Source organism: Pseudozobellia sp. WGM2 (assembly GCF_017810075.1).
Lineage (GTDB): Bacteria > Bacteroidota > Bacteroidia > Flavobacteriales > Flavobacteriaceae > JADNYK01.
This window is the reverse complement of record NZ_JADNYK010000003.1, coordinates 503,610-521,101: the sequence shown is the minus strand read 5'-3', so window position 1 is coordinate 521,101 and position 17,492 is coordinate 503,610. Positions and strand designations below refer to the sequence as shown.

Here is a 17,492-nt window from a genome sequence, read left to right as displayed (position 1 = left end):
TGTAAATTAATAATAAAAAGTACAGGAATATCGTATTTTTACTTCGGATTTCGAGCGAATAGGCTTTCTTAAGTGTCGAATTGCCTTTGGAAGTTTTTATAAATCCGACCAAAAAATAATTATTTATGCAAAATGAAAGTGTTGATGTCCTTATCATTGGCGCCGGACCCTCCGGAGCGGTATCAGCAGCTTATCTTCACAAGCAAGGTCTTAAAGTAAAGGTAGTTGAGAAAAGTAAATTTCCCCGTTTTGTAATTGGGGAAAGTTTGTTGCCGCGTTGCATGGATCATTTTGAAGAAGTAGGATTGTTAGAGGCCCTTAAGGAAAAGAATTTCGAGGTTAAGGGTGGGGCCCGTTTTATGCGTGGTGACAGAATCTGTAATTTCGACTTCAGTAAAAAATATACTGATGGTTGGGATTGGACATGGCAAGTGCCTCGGGCCGATTTTGATAAAACATTGACAGATACCTTAATTGATTGGGGCGTTGATATTGCTTTTGAGCAAGAAGTTGTAGGTGTAGATTTTAAAGGAAGCGACTCCATAACAACCATAAAAGATATTGACGGAAGCCTGTCGGCCATAGAGGCCAAATTTATTGTCGATTCAAGTGGTCACGGAAGAGTCTTGCCGCGTTTGCTCGATTTAGAAAAACCATCTGAAATTGGTAAGCACTCATCGATTTTCACTCATGTAAAAGATGTGAATAGACCTGAAGGTAGAGAAGGTACTATAATTACCTTTGATATTGTAAGTCTTGACACCTGGCTTTGGGTAATACCATTTTCAAATGGTTTAACCAGCCTCGGTTATGTAGGCCCAACAGAATATCTCGAATCATTTGAGGGAGATCATACCGAAAAGCTTCAAGAAATGATGAAGCTATCGGATTATTATTACGACCGATTTGAAGGCCTAAATTATGAGTTCGAGCCAAGAATAATAAAGAATATCGCCAAATCGGTAAAACAACTTTATGGCGAGGGTTATGTTTTGACCGGTAATAGTGCCGAATTTCTTGATCCTGTGTTCTCCTCTGGGGTAACCTTCGCTACCGAATCATCTTTATGTGCCGCAAAACTTATAGCAAAGCAGTTAAGGGGCGAACAAGTCAATTGGGAAAAAGACTATTCCGACTATATGAAGGAAGGGGTCGAGGTATTTGCCACTTATGTGAAAGAATGGTACACGGGTAATCTGCAGACCATATTCTTCGATAGCAACGACAACCCCGTTATCAAGGCCCAGATATGTGCAGTATTGGCCGGTTATGTTTGGGATCGTACCAACCCGTTCGTTAAAAATCATCATCGTTTGGTTAAAACCGTGGCCCGCATTGCTGAAATGGAAAAGGAAACTAAGGGCCAAGAAAACTGAGCAATTCTATAATGGTGTTCAGGTGTTTTCAAGACCCCAACAACCTAAAACGCTTTGGTCTTCTTTAGTATGAGTCTTGCAAAAGATTTACCGGTCTTTGCATAACCTTCGCCTAAGCGGTCTTCGTTACTGAAATTGCTTCCCCATTGATCGCCAGGTGCGTTCTCACTGGTAACTTCAGCTAAAACATTGTCTTTGTTGGCAGTTTCTACGAACTTTAAATTGGTCGTAACTTTCGCAGGTTGTTTCATAACACCGGCATCCCAACCCGGATAAACCCATACCGTCTCTACCAGTAAGGTGTATTTGGCTTCCGATAGGTTTTCTTTAAATGCTATTCCATGCTCATCAAAAAAATATCTGTTCATGAGTTCTAAAAACTTAGGTTGCCAGATAAGTTCAGGCGCAGCGGCCCACTTTTTCTGCCAAGCCTCACCATTGCCGGGTGATTTTTCTTCAAGTTCTGCCGAGCGCTCTTTTATGTATTGGTCTTGGGGCAGGTTTTTCTTGAGCAACTTCATGTTGTCGTAAATAAATTCGACATTAATTTCGCTCTGGCCAGGTAAGAAATCAAAATCACCTTCTTGAATTTTCATTTTTTGAGCCGATACACCGGTACAGACACAAAGGGTAATTAACAAAATAAATTTTTTCATTGTTCAATGGTGTTAAGTGTTTATAGTTAATGTGATATAATACCTATAGGTTAACAGTAAATAAGTTTTAGTGGTTAATCGTCAATTGCTGCAAAAACCATCTGTCGAAATTTCCATCGGGTTTCATCGGTAACTTCACCTTGCGTTTGCTTCATTAAAATTCCGATAACTTGTTCTTCAGGGTCGGCGAAATATTGTGTGTTGAAATAGCCTCCCCAATCAAATGTGCCTTTGCTGCCCCAACCTGCGGTAGCCACTCCTGTAGCATTGACAAGGCCGAAAGCCAGACCGTAATCTCTATTCGGGTCTCCGAACAAGTCTAAGGTCTGATTTTTCATAATACTTTCAATCGTGGTTCTACTTAGAATTCGGGTTCCGTTGAGTTCTCCGTTGTTCAAGTACATCTGTAAAAACGTAGCGTAGTCCTTAGCCGTGCTCGAAAGTCCTGCACCGCCCGAGAAAAACCTTTTTGCTCCTTTTTTTGGGTAATCGGTATCGTAGAATGTGACTGGATATTGGTTCCATTTTCCATCGGTTATTTGCTGTACGCTCACCAGTCTATCTTGTTTTTCTTTCGGAAGGTAGAACCAAGTGTCATCCATACCCAAGGGGTCAAATATTCGGGTTCTTAAAAATTTATCGAACGGCATACCGGATACCACTTCTATAAAGTATCCCAGCACATCCAATCCTTCGCTATAAACATAGGCATCACCTGGGTTGTGGTGCAATGGTAATTTCGCTAGTTTTTTAACACTACTTTCTATTGAAATATCTTTTGTGGTGAAAAGATCGGTAATACCAGCCTTCTTATAAATTTTTTTAAAACGCTCATCACCATCGATAACACCATATCCTAGACCCGAGGTATGGGTCAAAAGATGGCGAATGGTAATTTCGTTCTTTGCAGGTCGCGTGGTGTAAGTATCGTTAAGAATACTGTAGGAATCCAAAATTTGCGGATCTTTAAATTCCGGAATATATTTTGAAATTGGGTCGTCGAGTTTGAACTTACCTTCTTCCCAAAGCATCATGACCGCTGTAGAAGTAATAGCCTTGGTCTGCGAGGCGATACGAAAAATGGTGTTTTTTTCCATCGCCGTTTTAGACTTGTTGTCGGCCATGCCGAAGGCTTCATGAAATACTATTTTGCCATCTTTGGCAATTAAGGCTACCACACCGGGAATTTGTTTCTCCGTCACCGCATTTTCTAGCATTATACCTATTTTGTCAAGTCTAGCTTGTGACATGCCGACTTCAGAAGCTTCTGAAACCTCCAATGGGGGTGATTTCTGCGATGAAGGGGTTTGAGCAAATGAAATTAGATAGAAAAAAAGTAGAAGAAGGGTAGTTGGTTTTTTCATTTCAAAGAATTAGACCTAAAAGGTATGTAATTTTTGAAAATCAGGTAGCTAAATCTATTCGAAAGGCTAAAAATTCAAAGTTACCCCCAATGTACCAGGCCCAAAGTTTAAGTTCCAGCTCATTCGCTTATCTTGATTGTTGTACTTTTCGTTGTATTTTCTATCAAGATAACGGTCAATCGACTCGACGGTTGCGACACTAATGGCAATCGCAAATACAAAATCGCTCAGCCAATGTTGTCCGTCCCAAATTCTAGATAAACCGGGAATAGCTCCAACAGTATAAATTCCTGCCTTTGCCCACGGACTTTTAAATTGTTTTCCGATAGCGTAGGCATTTGTGAAGGCCAAAAGGGCATGACCAGAAGGAAATGAATGAAAGTTTCGACTCGAATTAAAAGGATCGAAAGTATCCTTGCCCAATCTAGCTATAGGACGGGCACGGCCGACCGCAGATTTTAGAACTTGTTGAAGCAAACCGGCCGATGTGGCCGAAGAGATAAGAAGTACGCCTGTTCGCCTCAACTTTTCATTCTTGGTAATTAATCCCGTTAGGTAAACACCTGAAGTAATAAGGTAATTGTTTTCGGGGCTGCCATAAATTTCACCATACGATCGAATAAACTGGGGTACACTTTCTTGCTGTGCCCTAATGAATCGTGAGGTATCATCATCTAAAAGATAAACGGCTCCGGTACCGGCTACTACACCACCAAATTGTGCCCATTGTTTCCCCTGCCATTTGAATGGTCGTGCATAGGAATACCCCACGCCTTTGAACATATTCACAAAATCATATTTGAGCATGTCCCAACGGGTATCGCTGGGCACGTTTATTGAGTCTTGAGCAAATGTTGTTTGGGCGGTAATCAGGAGGGATAAAAGCAGTATCTTCTTCATAGTGGGCAAAAATAATGCATTTATTTTGCTCAAAAAGAATGGGTTCACAATAAAAATAACTCATTTAGTTTATTGATACTACAGGCCTTAGATGTTGAGAGAAAATTATTGACAGGTTTTTTAAAAGAAAATATCTTGCGCCAGCCGATAGGTGTTTGCGTGTGCCTCGACTATGGTTTTTATGTCGGGGGAATAGCCGCCACCCATACTGCACTGCACCGGAATTCGAAGCTTGTAACAAGTGTTCAATACAATTTCGTCTCTTTTTTTTGCCCCGTTTAATGTTAGGGATAGGGTGCCCAATTTATCGCTATCGATTACATCTACACCACTCAAATAAAAGATGAAATCAGGTTGTACCGTATCTATTAACTGTGGTAATGTTCTCTTGAGGATGTTGAGGTATTCCTCATCACCAGTTCCTTTTTTTAGTGCGATATCCAGATCGGATTGTTCCTTTTTAAAAGGGTAATTGCCTTCCCCGTGCATGGAGAAGGTGAACACGGAATCGTCGTTTTGAAAAATTTCCGTCGTGCCATTGCCTTGGTGAACATCGAGGTCGATTATGAGTATTTTTTTGGCCAAGTTTTGTGCCTGAAGATAACGAGCACCAATGGCTTGGTCGTTCAGCATGCAAAAGGCTTCTCCGTGGCCAGTGTATGCGTGATGGGTGCCGCCGGCTATGTTCATGGCTACGCCATTTTGTATTGCAAATTCACAAGCTTTCATCGTGCCATCTGCAATTATACGTTCCCGCTCAACAAGTACTTCATTTAGCGGGAAGCCTATTTTCCGAGCCTCTCGTGTCGAAATTTTTATGTTCAACAGGTCATAGAAATATTCGGGGTCGTGAACGGCTACAATATATTTATCGTTAGGTATTTCCGGTTCAAAGAAATTTTCTTGGGTGCAAGTGCCTTCATGCAACAGTTGCTTAGGCAGCAATTCATACTTAATCATGGGAAAGCGGTGACCTTCCGGTAATGGGTGGTTGTATATAGGGTGATAGGCAATTTTCAACATGTGCTAAAGATACGATCTAGCCCTTTGGTTATTCATTTTCAACAGAAAAATCTTAAAAATCTACTAAATAGATAGATTTAATATGTTTTTCTGCAGATTCCTTTATCTTTGCATTGATTTTACGGCTTAATAAGCGACCAATAAACACTCAGTACTGTTAGTTTATGAAATCAACCAATCGATTAGGGAAATCAATTAACCGAAAAGCTCGAATTTCCAGATATATTCTGTACAAAGAGACCCTTATTGACTTTAAAGAGCAATTTTGGTCTTTTCTCGGTGCTTTTGTGGGTATAGGTCTTATTGCGTTTATACAATCGCATTATTTGCCCGACCTTGAAAATGTACTTTTAATAGGTTCTTTTGGTGCTTCTAGCGTTCTTATTTATGGGGCAGTTCAAAGTCCATTGGCACAACCTCGAAATTTGATTGGAGGTCAGGTCATTTCGGCCATCATTGGCGTTACGGTCTATAAATTGGTGCCCGACCTTATTTGGGTAGCAGCCCCAATGGCCGTAGCAACTTCCATAGTGGTCATGCAGGTCACGAAAACTTTGCATCCTCCTGGTGGAGCAAGTGCCTTGATAGCGGTTATTGGTACAGAGAACATTAAGTCGCTAGGCTTTTTTTATATTCTTTCCCCAGTTTTGACGGGTACCTTGATTCTATTCGTAACAGGTTTGGTTTTTAACAATATGACCCGTAATCGGAGGTATCCCACCAATAGCAGACTGACCAAATATGTAAAAGGTAAGATCGCCAGAAATTACAGGTAAGAAATAGGAGTTTAAAGATCGCCTTTGTGCAACTTTAATTGAATTCGTTTTCTGGGAATATCCACCTGCAGCACTTTCACGATAATTTGCTGATGTAGATGAACATGTTCGTTCACGTCTTTTACAAAGGCATCGGCTAGGTTGGAAACATGTATTAATCCACTTTCTTTGATACCGATATCTACAAAACAGCCAAAATTGGTAATGTTGTTCACAATGCCCGGCAACAATTGGCCTTCTCGCAGGTCGTCGATAGACCTGATGTTTTGGTCAAAAGTGAATACCTTGGCTTTTTCCCTTTGGTCCAATCCCGGTTTTTCCAGTTCCTTTACAATATCCTGCAGGGTGGGTAGTCCAATTTCATCTGTACAGTAGTTCTTGAGCTGAATATTTTTTAAAATTTCTTTGTTTCCGATGATTTCGGATAAGGACATTTTTTGGTCCTTGGCCATCTGCTCTACAATACCATAGCTTTCTGGGTGAACGGCAGAGTCATCTAAAGGATTTTTAGCATTTTTGATCCGGAGAAAAGCGGCACCCTGTTCAAAGGCCTTTTCCCCCAACCTAGCCACTTTTTTAATATCGGAGCGCTTACCAAAAGAACCGTTTTCGTTTCGGTGTGCCACAATATTTTCAGCCAGCTTGGGGCCAATTCCTGAAACATAACTTAAAAGTGGAACACTGGCCGTATTGATATTTACACCAACGGAGTTCACACAACTTTCCACGGTTCTGTCCAATGAAGTCTGTAATTTACCTTGGTCCACATCGTGTTGGTATTGTCCCACCCCTATGGATTTAGGGTCTATTTTTACCAGCTCCGCCAAAGGATCCGCCAATCGCCTGCCGATAGAAACCGCACCACGAACGGTAACATCGTAAGTGGGAAACTCTTCCCGGGCAATTTTGGAAGCTGAATAAATAGAGGCTCCGGCCTCACTAACGACATAGACTTCTACCGAATTTTTAAAGTGTACCCGTTTTACAAGGCGTTCCGTTTCGCGAGATGCTGTACCGTTACCAATAGCAATAGCCTCAATTTTATAGGCGTCTGCCAGCGTACTTAATTTTTTTAGGGCGCCTTTGGTATCATTTTGTGGTGCATGTGGAAAAATGGTTTCATTGTGCTCCAAATCTCCGGTGGCACTCAAACAGACCACCTTACAGCCAGTTCTAAAACCTGGGTCAATGGCCAGAATTCGTTTTTCACCTACCGGGGAACCCAATAGTAATTGCTGTAAGTTCTTGGCGAATACTTTAATGGCATCATCATCGGCTTCTTCTTTCGCCTTTTTTAAAAGTTCGTTGGATAAAGAGGGAAACAATAACCTTTTGTAAGTATCTTCTATTGCTATTTGAATTTGTGGCGTACACGAATTGTTCGATTTAATGGTACGTTGTTCGATTTTAGAAAGGATAAAATCAGTATCCAATTCTAATTTCACTCTTATAAAGCCTTCGTTTTCAGCTCTAAGAATGGCCAATAACCGATGCGAAGGGCAACGGTTGAGCGATTCGCTCCAATCAAAATAATCCCTGAACTTTTGGGCCGCCTCTTCCTCTTTTTTGGTAGAAACCACCTTTGTTGTCAGCATGGCAGACCTTTCCAGTTGCGAGCGGATGAGGTTTCTAATGGAGATTCGCTCATTCAGCCATTCGGAGATGATGTGTCGCGCTCCCTCAAAGGCGTCATCCGTATCAGGTACTTCAGAATTGGTGTATTGTTGGGCTGCCGATTCAATATCTGCATGGTTTTGGGCCATGATGATTTTGGCCAAGGGCTCCAAACCGTTTTTCCGAGCCGTTTCGGCCTTTGTTTTTCGTTTCTTTTTGAAAGGTAGGTAAAGGTCTTCCAGGCTCACCAAATCTTCCGTTTGGTTAATCTTGTTTTTGAGCTCGTCGGTAAGGAAATCTTGTTCTTCAATGGCCTTTAGAATGGTTTCCTTGCGCTTTTCAAGATTTTCAAACTGGGTTTTAAACTTTACAATTTGTTCGATTTGCACTTCGTCCAAATTACCGGTTTTTTCTTTCCGGTAACGGGCGATAAAGGGGATGGTGCAATCTTCTTCTAGTAAGGTGACCGTGTTTTTAATACCTTTTTCGGGAAGTTGTGTATATTTTAGTAGATAGGCTAAGAGGTTCATGTAAATTCTTATGGTTGAGACTGAACTATTTTTTAGTAAGTCAAGTCAAGGTTGCTAAATTTCAAATTTAGAGATTTTAGGTCTCGACTGCGCTCGACCTGACACTAATGTAATTTTATTCCTCTTTAGAAGGCTTGAAATTTGAATGTGTAGCATTTCTGCATTCCGATAATATTTGTAACAAATCAAAATCACCATTGGCAAGAGCTAATTTTTTCTTGCTGCTCCATCTTTTAATTTTTTTCTCAAAGAAAATGGCCTGATTTACATCATTAAATTCTTGATTAAAAATTAACTTCACCGGTCTTCTTTCATACGTGAAGCAAGTTTTATTATGTCCGATTTGATGCTCTTCGAATCTTCTAGAAATATTATTTGTAAAACCTGTATAAGTTAAACCGTCGGAACAAATTAGTATGTATACATAGTATAACTTCATATATACAAAATTAGCAATTAGATGGAGTCCGTCGAATTTGTCTGGTCGAGCGCAGTCGAGACCTATTTGTTCAAAATGGACTAGAAAGATGGCTAATTCCCACTCTTAGGCTCTACACTACGCTCGACCTGACACTTAACTGGGGAGATCAACTTATCCCTTCACCATTATCAACACCTTCCTCATCGGGGTTAACAAATACCAATTTACCCTCTTTGCTTTCGGTCATTAATATCATGCCTTGACTTTCAACGCCACGTAAAGGTCTTGGGGCCAAATTGACCAAAACGGTTACTTTTTTACCGATAATCTCTTCAGGTTTAAAACTTTCGGCAATACCGGAAACAATGGTTCTGGTATCAATGCCCGTATCTACCTTTAACACCAATAATTTTTTGGTCTTGGGCATTTTTTCGGCTTCAATGATGGTACCTACTCGCATATCCAATTTGGTGAAATCATCAAAGGTGATGGTGTCTTTTTGGGGTGTTACGGCCTTATTTTCGTTTTCGTTCGCTTTCTTGGTAGCTTCCAATTTGTCCAATTGCGTTTGAATTTCGCTGTCCTCTATTTTTCGAAACAATAGCTGTGATTGATTTATTTTATGATCGGCCTCCAATAGGGTTTCTTTTTCTGAAACATCGTTCCATGAGGTCTCGACTGCGCTCGACCGGACAGCCAATATCTCTTTTAATTTTGAAGAAGTAAACGGTAAAAATGGCTCGCCCAAAACCGCAAGCCCCGTAGCTATTTGCAGCGCCACGAACATGATTGTTTTTACCCTTTGCTCATCTTGTTTAACAACTTTCCAAGGTTCTTCGTCCGCTAGGTATTTATTTCCTAAACGGGCTAGGTTCATAAACTCTTGGGCGGCTTCCCTAAAACGGTATCTTTCCAAAGAACTGGAAATTACTTCCGGGTATTTTTTAAGGGCATCCAAAGTTTCCTGGTCCACATCCGTAAAGTTGGAAGGTTCCGGAACTACTCCGTCGTAATATTTGTTGGTAAGAACTACCACCCGATTAATGAAATTACCCAAAATTGCCACTAGTTCATTGTTGTTACGGGCCTGAAAGTCCTTCCACGTAAAATCATTATCCTTTGTTTCAGGGGCGTTGGCCGTTAGCGTATATCGCAACACATCTTGCATATCAGGGAATTCCTCTAAATACTCGTGCAACCAAACTGCCCAGTTTTTGGAGGTGGAAAGTTTGTTTCCTTCCAAGTTTAAAAATTCGTTGGCCGGAACGTTTTCAGGTAGAATATAGCCTCCATGCGATTTTAGAATGGCGGGGAAAATGATGCAGTGAAAAACAATATTGTCCTTACCTATGAAATGTACCAATTTGGTATTTTCGTCTTTCCAGTAGGATTCCCAATCTTTGCCTTCTCTTTTTGCCCATTCTTTAGTAGAAGAAATATAGCCGATAGGAGCATCGAACCAAACATAAAGAACTTTGCCTTCACCGCCTTCCACAGGTACGGGAATACCCCAATCTAAATCTCTGGTAACGGCCCTAGGCTCTAGTCCGCCATCTATCCAGCTCTTGCATTGTCCATAAACATTGGGCTTCCAGTCGTTTTTATGACCTTCTAGAATCCATTCCCTTAAAAAGCCTTCGTACCTGTCCAGGGGTAAAAACCAATGTTTGGTTTCCTTGGTGGTAGGCGTACTTCCGGTAATGGTCGATTTTGGATTGATCAAATCCGTTGCGTTCAAGGAAGAACCGCAATTTTCACATTGATCACCGTAGGCTTCCTCATGGCCACATTTTGGACATGTGCCGATAACAAAACGGTCGGCCAAAAACTGTTTGGCTTCCTCGTCATATAATTGAGCAGTAGTCTCTTCAATGAAGTCACCTTGCTCATATAATTTTTTGAAAAAATCGGAAGCTGTTTCATGGTGGACTTCCGCAGAGGTTCTCGAATAATTATCGAAAGTAATTCCGAAGTCTTGAAACGATTTTTTTATGATGGTGTGATACTTATCTATAATTTCTTGGGGAGTTACACCCTCCTTTTTGGCCTTCATAGATATAGCGACCCCATGCTCGTCACTTCCACAAACAAAGGCCACATCTTTTCCGGTCAATCTTAGGTATCGAGCGTAAATATCCGCTGGCACGTAAACACCTGCCAAGTGGCCTATATGTATGGGTCCGTTGGTATAAGGCAATGCAGCGGTAATAGTATAACGTGAAGGATTGTTTAGAGTCTCGGCCATCAAATTTCAATTTGGGCACAAAAATAGTGTTTTTAGAGGCAGAGCACCAAGGAAACTTAAAAATCAAAACCCTTGCAAACTGTAAGTCGACAAGGGTTTCTATACTGAAATTGAAGGTTGGGTTTAGGCGACCATGACCGATTTACTCATTTTATGGTCTTGTACCTGTATGCGATAGATGTATTTGCCTGCGGCAAGATAGCCGGGCATACTATCTTTTATGCTAATTTCATTGGCGCCCTCTCTCATAATTGCATTACGGATCGTACCTACATTTTGCCCCACGATATTGAATAATTGTATGTCTACATGTGCCGTTACCGGCATTTCTAAATATATATGAGGAGAATTTTCTGTTGGATAAAACGGTTTATGAACAATAGCGTTCAATTGCTCGTTGTTGGGCACTACCGGTTCTTCCGCTTGACTATCTGGAGAGGTCGGTATTGTAGGCTCTCCGTCACTGTAGGCTATTTCAGGAAAATCAGTACCACTACAATTGAAACCTAAATTTACCGGAGTGTAAGGGTGATCTAACAAATGTTTTTGTACCAAGGGAATGGGTACACAGAGCCATTCGGCAAGAACGGTCGCGTAGAGGTCCCTGAAATCCATGGTGTATTCTAAATTGCCACGACCATCAGGGTTTTCAAGTGTCGGATGTTCCCCGACAAAGGCACTACCGTTAAGGCCTTTTCCGAAGAAAAGAGTAGGGGCGGCTTTACCGTGGTCGGTACCATTTGAACCGTTCTCGAAAATTCGTCGACCAAATTCGGAGAAGGTCATGCTCAACACTTTTTCATCTTGCTCGGTAAAGGCCAAATCTTCGTAGAAGTTATTTATGGCTATTGATAAGTTGCTCATTAACCTTTCATGGGCCAAAGGCTGGTTTCCGTGGGTGTCAAAACCTCCCATAGAAATCATATATACTTTTGTACCTAAATTTCCTTTGATCAATCGAGCCAATAATGCTAATTGCCGAGCAAAGCCATTGTCTTGGTATTCAACTTGATTTTGACCACGAGACCAAGCATCATGTATAACACCTGAATATTCGTAGGTTGTATTGGCGACTCCTCTTAAAAATCTTAATTGGTCACCGTACATACAGTCATTGAACAATTCTTCATCTAGACCATAGCGAACGCCAGATTCGGCTATTTCTTCAAGCTGATCCACGTTCGAGGTGACGAAGGCATAATTGGTTTCATCCCCTTGAAAGACCAAACTGCCGAATTGCCCAATTTGAATGGCAGCCGGTGCCGGCGGCGGAGCTATTAAATAATCAGGGTATTGTTCTTCGAAATGTCTACCCATCCAACCGGTATTCAAACCACTAAAGCCTGTTGAGGTCAAATCGGTATTGGCGAAAATGTCAGATCCCGTAAAATGGGAAAGACTTTGACCTTCATAACCTACACCGTGTACGGCTTTAAATTGCCCTTCTTCCCAGAGCGGTTCTAAAGATTTCATGTACGAGGGCACACCGAACTCATCAGAGAGTTTTAAAACTTTACTTTCTGGTATGTATATATTCGGACGCGCATTGGCATAGGCATCATATTGTTCGATAGGAATAACGGTACTCAGTCCGTCGTTACCCCCTGAAAGGCGTATAAGAATTAAGATGTTATCGGTTTCTGCATTGGCAATGGCAGAAGTTAACGGTGATGGTGCCGAGGCTGTTAAAAAATTACTGCCGAGCATCATCGATCCAGATCCGGTAATACCTAATGCCTGTAAAAAGGAGCGGCGGCTCCATGTTTTATGTTCTTGGTCATGGCCATCGTGCTGAAGGCCTTTATATGGTGATTTATTATGGGTGTCGCACATAGCAGTAGGTTATTTTAGTTGAAATTCTGGTTGTCTGGCCAAATATTGAATCAGTAGATATACTTGTGATGGGCCTTCCATTGAGGTCTGCAACGTCCAAGTTGGGGTGGCACCACCTTCATAATATTGATCTTGAACATCACTTCTGAAAACGGTATAGGCCTTATCATATTCCGAGTCATTGAGCAGACCTTTTGGCAGTATAAAATCTATAATAGGTTTAGCTATGACATCGGGGTTGTTGCTGGTCATTCCGTCCATTCCAGTGAGAGAAAGACCAAAGGTTCTAAATTGTTCCTCATCGGCAGCGAACAAATCTTCTAAGATACTCTCGATAGTCAACCATCGGCCAATCATAAAATTGGTGTTTATCCAAGATCGATCGCGCTGCCAACCTGCTACGTCGAAAGGATTGAAAAGTTCTTGACTAATCATACCGCTATAATTGATCATACTGGCAACCGTGGTATCGTTATAGGAAAAGTTGGTTTCTTTAATAAAATTGAAGTAAAAGTCGAACGGACTCTTAATAATTACGCCGATCGCCTCATCGTCAAAGAAATGTTGGCTTTTAAAAAGTTCGGATAACACTGGCGCTATTTCAAAATTGTTGTTCGTAAAGGTCGAAGCCATTGCTGAAATTATACTTTGGGCATTACCGGCCTCATCTCTAGAGTCAGGATGAACAAAGAACTCATATAGTTTTCTACAAATAAACTCTGCAATTTCATTCGGCCTTTGCTCAAAAAGAATATCGATTACATCGTCATACCCCCAATTACCGGTTTGACCAAGAATGGTCTTACTGCCTGGATCATGGCGTTCAGCATTATATTGTACGGCTTCACAGCCCAATTCTCCCCTTTCCACGTAGCCGGTAAGGGCTTTGGCGGTTTCGATAATGTCATCTTCGGTATACGCATTGCCTTCTCCTAATGTGAATAGCTCATAAAGCTCTCGTGCGTAGTTTTCGTTTGGGTTATGCCCATTGTTATAAACGCCATCCAAATAATATAACATTGCACTAGTGAGTCCGATTTCGCTCACAAAAGTTTTGAAATTGCCCAACGAGTTGCGTTGAAGACAATCTATATAATGATAAAGAAAAGAGTTACATTCATAAACCTTGAGTTCGGTAACAAAGTGATTGCTCCAAAAAAAGCTCAGCCGTTCTTTAAGGTTGTTGTTTAGCATTTGATTGCCATAGGTGACACCGAATTCAGCCCTTTGTGTACGAATCATCGCATTGCGCAATTGGTCATCTTCAGGGTAGTTGCTGCTATTCCAATCGGCCCATTCAGGTGCTGGAATAGATTGGGCGTTCAAAGCTTGATTAATAAGGGTATCTACTAGGGCCCCGGCATTTTGACCTTCCGCTTGATCGATAGTCTCGGCAGATGCGCTAAAACCCAGTCTTCTATACAGATGTGCGGCCCTAGACCTGTCAAGGGGTGTGTTATACGGCATTAGCGAAGCCGTATTACAGTTGATAAAGTATTCCATGTTTTTAGTAGGCTTTAAGAACCGTTTATGTGTTTGGGGTCAATTCTTAACGTACAATGGTAGTCTATAGTATGGTAATTGCTTTATTTTCGATATATGGCATAAGTATTTACGTGATTTGAATCAACTTTGCGCGTTCTAATACCCTACTTTTCGATGAAATACTTAATTTTTGAAGGTTTAATACAGGTTCAGATGGGAAAACATAATGAATTTGGAAAGGAAGGAGAGAAAATTGCCGTAGATTTTTTGGTCAAAGAGGGTTATGAAATTGTGGAAAGAAATTATCGCTATCTGAAAGCAGAAGTCGATATTATTGCCCAAAAACAAGATATTCTTGCAGTGGTCGAGGTTCGTGCCCGCAGCAATGACCAAATAATACCCATTGCAGAAACCGTTACCTCAAAGAAAATAAAGCTTTTGGTGGCCGCAGCCAACAACTACGTTACTGAAAATGAGTTGGAGGTCGAGGTTCGGTTTGATGTAATCACGATTCTTAAAAATAGAAAAATCTTCAAGGTAGAGCATTTAAAGAGTGCATTTTACCATTTTTAGAGAAGATTGAGACCTTAATTTAAAATTGTGCGATTTTAGTTTACAAACAATTTGTTTTATTTGTAACAATCTGTTATTTTTGCTCCGAAACCAACCCTAGAAGACATGAAAACAATTTCATCGGTCGTAGAACAGTATATTAAAAAGAAACCATTTCTACAGAGTGCATTGGCTCAAGGTATTATTAACTTGACCTCACTTTCACGCATTGTAAAGCCTGAAATCGAAGATGAATTAGGTAAAGATATTCGAAACGGCGCGATTGTGATGGCGTTGAAACGTCTATCTGATGATCTTGAATTTCGGGCGACCCATAAAATTATAAAAGTTCTTAAGAATATAGGTGAGATAACGGTACGTTCTTCATTAACCGATTTTACCTTTTTTGTTTCCGAGTCGATACTCGAGGTACAAGCGCAGTTGTTGGAAGAGGTAAATAGAAATAAAGATGTTTTCTATACGTCTTCTCGAGGTGTTAACGAACTTAATATTGTGGTCAGTAATAGTCTTGACCAAACCGTAGAAACACTTTTTCATGAAGAAAAGTGTACGCAAAAAGCTGAAAATCTATCCTCGATTACGGTAAAGTTACCAGCGGAGAATGTTTCTGTACCAGGTATTTATTACTTTATATTTCAGCGATTGGCTTGGGAGGGTATTGTGCTTTATGAAGTAATCTCTACTACGAACGAGTTTACGATTTTGGTCGATGATAGCCAGGTAGATGTAGCTTTCAAGACTATCAAAGACCTTAAAACCTTATAGAAATCAGTCTTTAATAAACTGTTCTGTTCTTGCTTGAAATGGTGCAGGTAGACAACATTCTTGAGTGCCGCCTATCTCTATAGATGATGAGCCGTATACCTTGATATTAGATTTTATAAAATCTTCGATGTCGGCCTTGTAGATGTTCTCTACATATTTCTGTGGATTTCTATCGATATACGGGAACCATGTGCTGTGTATCTGTATCATTATACGGTGCCCCTTTTTGAAAGTATGTAACACATCTTGTAACTTGAAATTGACATCGCTAATTTCATCTGGTACAAATGAATCCGGTTTCTCAAAACTGTTTCTGAACCTACCACGAAATACCTCGGCGCGAACTAATTGTTGGTAATTGCCCATAACAATATTATCGGGGTTGTGCTCATAGTTCTCATGGTCAGAGGGGTACACATCTATCAATTTCACTATAAAATCGGCATCGGTACCTGTCATGGCAACTTTAAGTTTGACCATAATTTCACCGGCCAGAACGCGGGGCTCTTTTAGGGCGTCTGTCTCAAAAGTCAATACGTCAGGTCTTCTTGAAGCATGCCGCTGATCGTCTGACATGTATCTTCTCGGTGTAAAGGTCAACCCTTCAGTTTGTGATGTATAGGGTACCGGTTTGTTGGGGTCGCTCGTATACTCAAAAACAGTGTTCTCGTCAGATGGTTGGTTAACGAAAAGTTTTCCGTTTTCACCAAAGTGCAAACTTATCGGTTCTATATCTTGTGGAGGCCATTCGTTGAATTTTTCCCATTTCTTTGCCCCTGTATCGAACATATAAGCTTCGGGAAGCTTATGAATATTCTTGCTCTTTAAATAATGTGCAAAGAAATTACGTTCAATATCTTTCAAGAAAAAGGTGGAAATACTATCCCCAAAATAAATATGGTTATGCACGGTCTTTCCCTTTTCTCGGGCCCAGCCTCCATGGTCCCAAGGTCCCATTACAATTGTATTTTGGGCTTTCGGACTAGTTGCTTCAACCGTTTTGTAAATATTTAATGGCCCATATAGGTCTTCTGCATCGAACCATCCGCCTACGGTCATAACTGCATGGTCAATACCATTTAAGTGGGGAAGAATACTTCTTTTTTGCCAGAATTCATCATAATTAGGGTGCTCAACAATTTGTTTCCAAAAGAAATTATCGTGATGGTATTTTTCTGTGATATTCTTCAGCGGACCTGTTTTTAAAAAGAAATCGTAGGCATCGGGCGCTGGGTTACCATAAAGTCGCATAAGTTCATCACGATACCAAGGTTCTCTGGTCAAAGTGTCTTTCTGATAACCAAAAACAGCAAATGCAGCGGTATAACTTTCAAGAAAAGCCCCTTGATGGTGAAAGTCGTCAAAGAAGAAATCGGCAATGGGTGCCTGTGGTGACGAGGCCTTTAGGGCAGGGTGTGCATCGATCATGCCCGCTGCGGTGTAATGCCCCGGATACGAAATACCATACATACCCACTTTTCCATTATTACCGTCTATATTTTTTATAAGCCAATCGATGGTATCATAGGTGTCAGAGCTCTCATCGATATCTTTTTTGTTTCTTGGTTTGTTACCAGGGATGTTCGGTCGCATGTTATCAAACGTGCCACCTGACATATATCGCCCCCTAACATCTTGAAACACCAATATGTAGCCATCTTCGACCAAATATTGCGAAGGATAACCGCCATATTGATAATCAGTATGCTTTGAGGCATTATAACACGTTCGGTTTAATAGAATCGGATGTTTTTCAGATGTGTTTTTCGGCGTGTAAACCACCGTAAAAAGCTCCACGCCATCTCGCATTGGTATGCGATACTCTTTTAAATCATAATTTTTTTCAAGGTAAAGCGTGTCTATTTCCTGTCCGCACGAAATAGTAGCAACGAATAAAAACAGTAAAAGGGTGATTCTACGAAAATGCATGA

Annotated in this window: 14 protein-coding genes; 4 read left to right on the top strand and 10 right to left on the bottom strand. The window is 40.9% G+C overall.

Annotation, left to right across the window (positions count from 1 at the left end):
• The first annotated feature begins 125 nt into the window (after positions 1–125).
• On the top strand, positions 126–1,376 hold the full coding sequence (locus tag IV512_RS09090) for an NAD(P)/FAD-dependent oxidoreductase (RefSeq protein ID WP_209402584.1): 1,251 nt from the start codon (positions 126–128) through the stop codon (positions 1,374–1,376).
• Between the two features lie 44 nt (positions 1,377–1,420).
• On the opposite strand, the gene IV512_RS09085 is transcribed toward IV512_RS09090, so the two are convergent.
• The 4 genes from IV512_RS09085 to IV512_RS09070 all read right to left on the bottom strand — a co-directional run bounded on the left by IV512_RS09085 (position 1,421) and on the right by IV512_RS09070 (position 5,319).
• Complete coding sequence (locus IV512_RS09085) at positions 1,421–2,032, bottom strand: hypothetical protein (protein ID WP_209402582.1); 612 nt, start codon at positions 2,030–2,032, stop codon at positions 1,421–1,423.
• A 74-nt stretch (positions 2,033–2,106) separates the two neighbouring features.
• The gene (locus tag IV512_RS09080; protein ID WP_209402580.1) at positions 2,107–3,396 is read right to left on the bottom strand and encodes a serine hydrolase; all 1,290 of its coding nucleotides are present in this window, start codon (positions 3,394–3,396) and stop codon (positions 2,107–2,109) included.
• A 66-nt stretch (positions 3,397–3,462) separates the two neighbouring features.
• Positions 3,463–4,296, bottom strand: a complete 834-nt coding sequence (locus IV512_RS09075) for a phosphatase PAP2 family protein (RefSeq protein ID WP_209402578.1) — start codon at positions 4,294–4,296, stop codon at positions 3,463–3,465.
• A 120-nt stretch (positions 4,297–4,416) separates the two neighbouring features.
• Positions 4,417–5,319, bottom strand: a complete 903-nt coding sequence (locus IV512_RS09070) for a histone deacetylase (RefSeq protein ID WP_209402576.1) — start codon at positions 5,317–5,319, stop codon at positions 4,417–4,419.
• Positions 5,320–5,483: 164 nt separating this feature from the next.
• Here IV512_RS09070 and IV512_RS09065 point away from each other — a divergent pair, with 164 nt between their 5' ends.
• Positions 5,484–6,095 carry an HPP family protein gene (locus IV512_RS09065; protein WP_209402573.1) on the top strand — a complete coding sequence of 204 codons (612 nt, stop codon included), beginning with the start codon at positions 5,484–5,486 and terminating at the stop codon, positions 6,093–6,095.
• 11 nt (positions 6,096–6,106) lie between these two features.
• On the opposite strand, the gene IV512_RS09060 is transcribed toward IV512_RS09065, so the two are convergent.
• The 5 genes from IV512_RS09060 to IV512_RS09040 form a co-directional block, all read right to left on the bottom strand.
• Positions 6,107–8,239 (bottom strand): Tex family protein, encoded by a 2,133-nt coding sequence (locus tag IV512_RS09060; protein WP_209402571.1) that lies wholly within the window; start codon positions 8,237–8,239, stop codon positions 6,107–6,109.
• A 115-nt stretch (positions 8,240–8,354) separates the two neighbouring features.
• Positions 8,355–8,678 carry a GIY-YIG nuclease family protein gene (locus IV512_RS09055; RefSeq protein WP_209402569.1) on the bottom strand — a complete coding sequence of 108 codons (324 nt, stop codon included), beginning with the start codon at positions 8,676–8,678 and terminating at the stop codon, positions 8,355–8,357.
• Positions 8,679–8,826: 148 nt separating this feature from the next.
• A complete protein-coding gene (gene metG, locus IV512_RS09050; RefSeq protein WP_209402567.1) occupies positions 8,827–10,905 on the bottom strand; it encodes a methionine--tRNA ligase in 2,079 nt (692 codons plus the stop codon).
• Positions 10,906–11,028: 123 nt separating this feature from the next.
• Positions 11,029–12,738 carry a DUF1501 domain-containing protein gene (locus tag IV512_RS09045; RefSeq protein WP_209402565.1) on the bottom strand — a complete coding sequence of 570 codons (1,710 nt, stop codon included), beginning with the start codon at positions 12,736–12,738 and terminating at the stop codon, positions 11,029–11,031.
• Between the two features lie 9 nt (positions 12,739–12,747).
• The gene (locus IV512_RS09040) at positions 12,748–14,241 is read right to left on the bottom strand and encodes a DUF1800 family protein (RefSeq protein WP_209402563.1); all 1,494 of its coding nucleotides are present in this window, start codon (positions 14,239–14,241) and stop codon (positions 12,748–12,750) included.
• Positions 14,242–14,436: 195 nt separating this feature from the next.
• On the opposite strand from IV512_RS09040, the gene IV512_RS09035 reads away from it, so the two are divergent.
• Entirely contained in the window at positions 14,437–14,796 is a 360-nt protein-coding gene (locus IV512_RS09035; RefSeq protein WP_209402561.1) for a YraN family protein, read from the top strand.
• A gap of 105 nt (positions 14,797–14,901) precedes the next feature.
• The gene (locus tag IV512_RS09030; RefSeq protein ID WP_209402559.1) at positions 14,902–15,561 is read left to right on the top strand and encodes an aspartate kinase; all 660 of its coding nucleotides are present in this window, start codon (positions 14,902–14,904) and stop codon (positions 15,559–15,561) included.
• A 3-nt stretch (positions 15,562–15,564) separates the two neighbouring features.
• Here the strand turns inward: IV512_RS09030 and IV512_RS09025 are convergent, their stop codons facing one another.
• Positions 15,565–17,490 (bottom strand): CocE/NonD family hydrolase, encoded by a 1,926-nt coding sequence (locus tag IV512_RS09025; RefSeq protein ID WP_209402557.1) that lies wholly within the window; start codon positions 17,488–17,490, stop codon positions 15,565–15,567.
• Between the last annotated feature and the right edge of the window lie 2 nt (positions 17,491–17,492).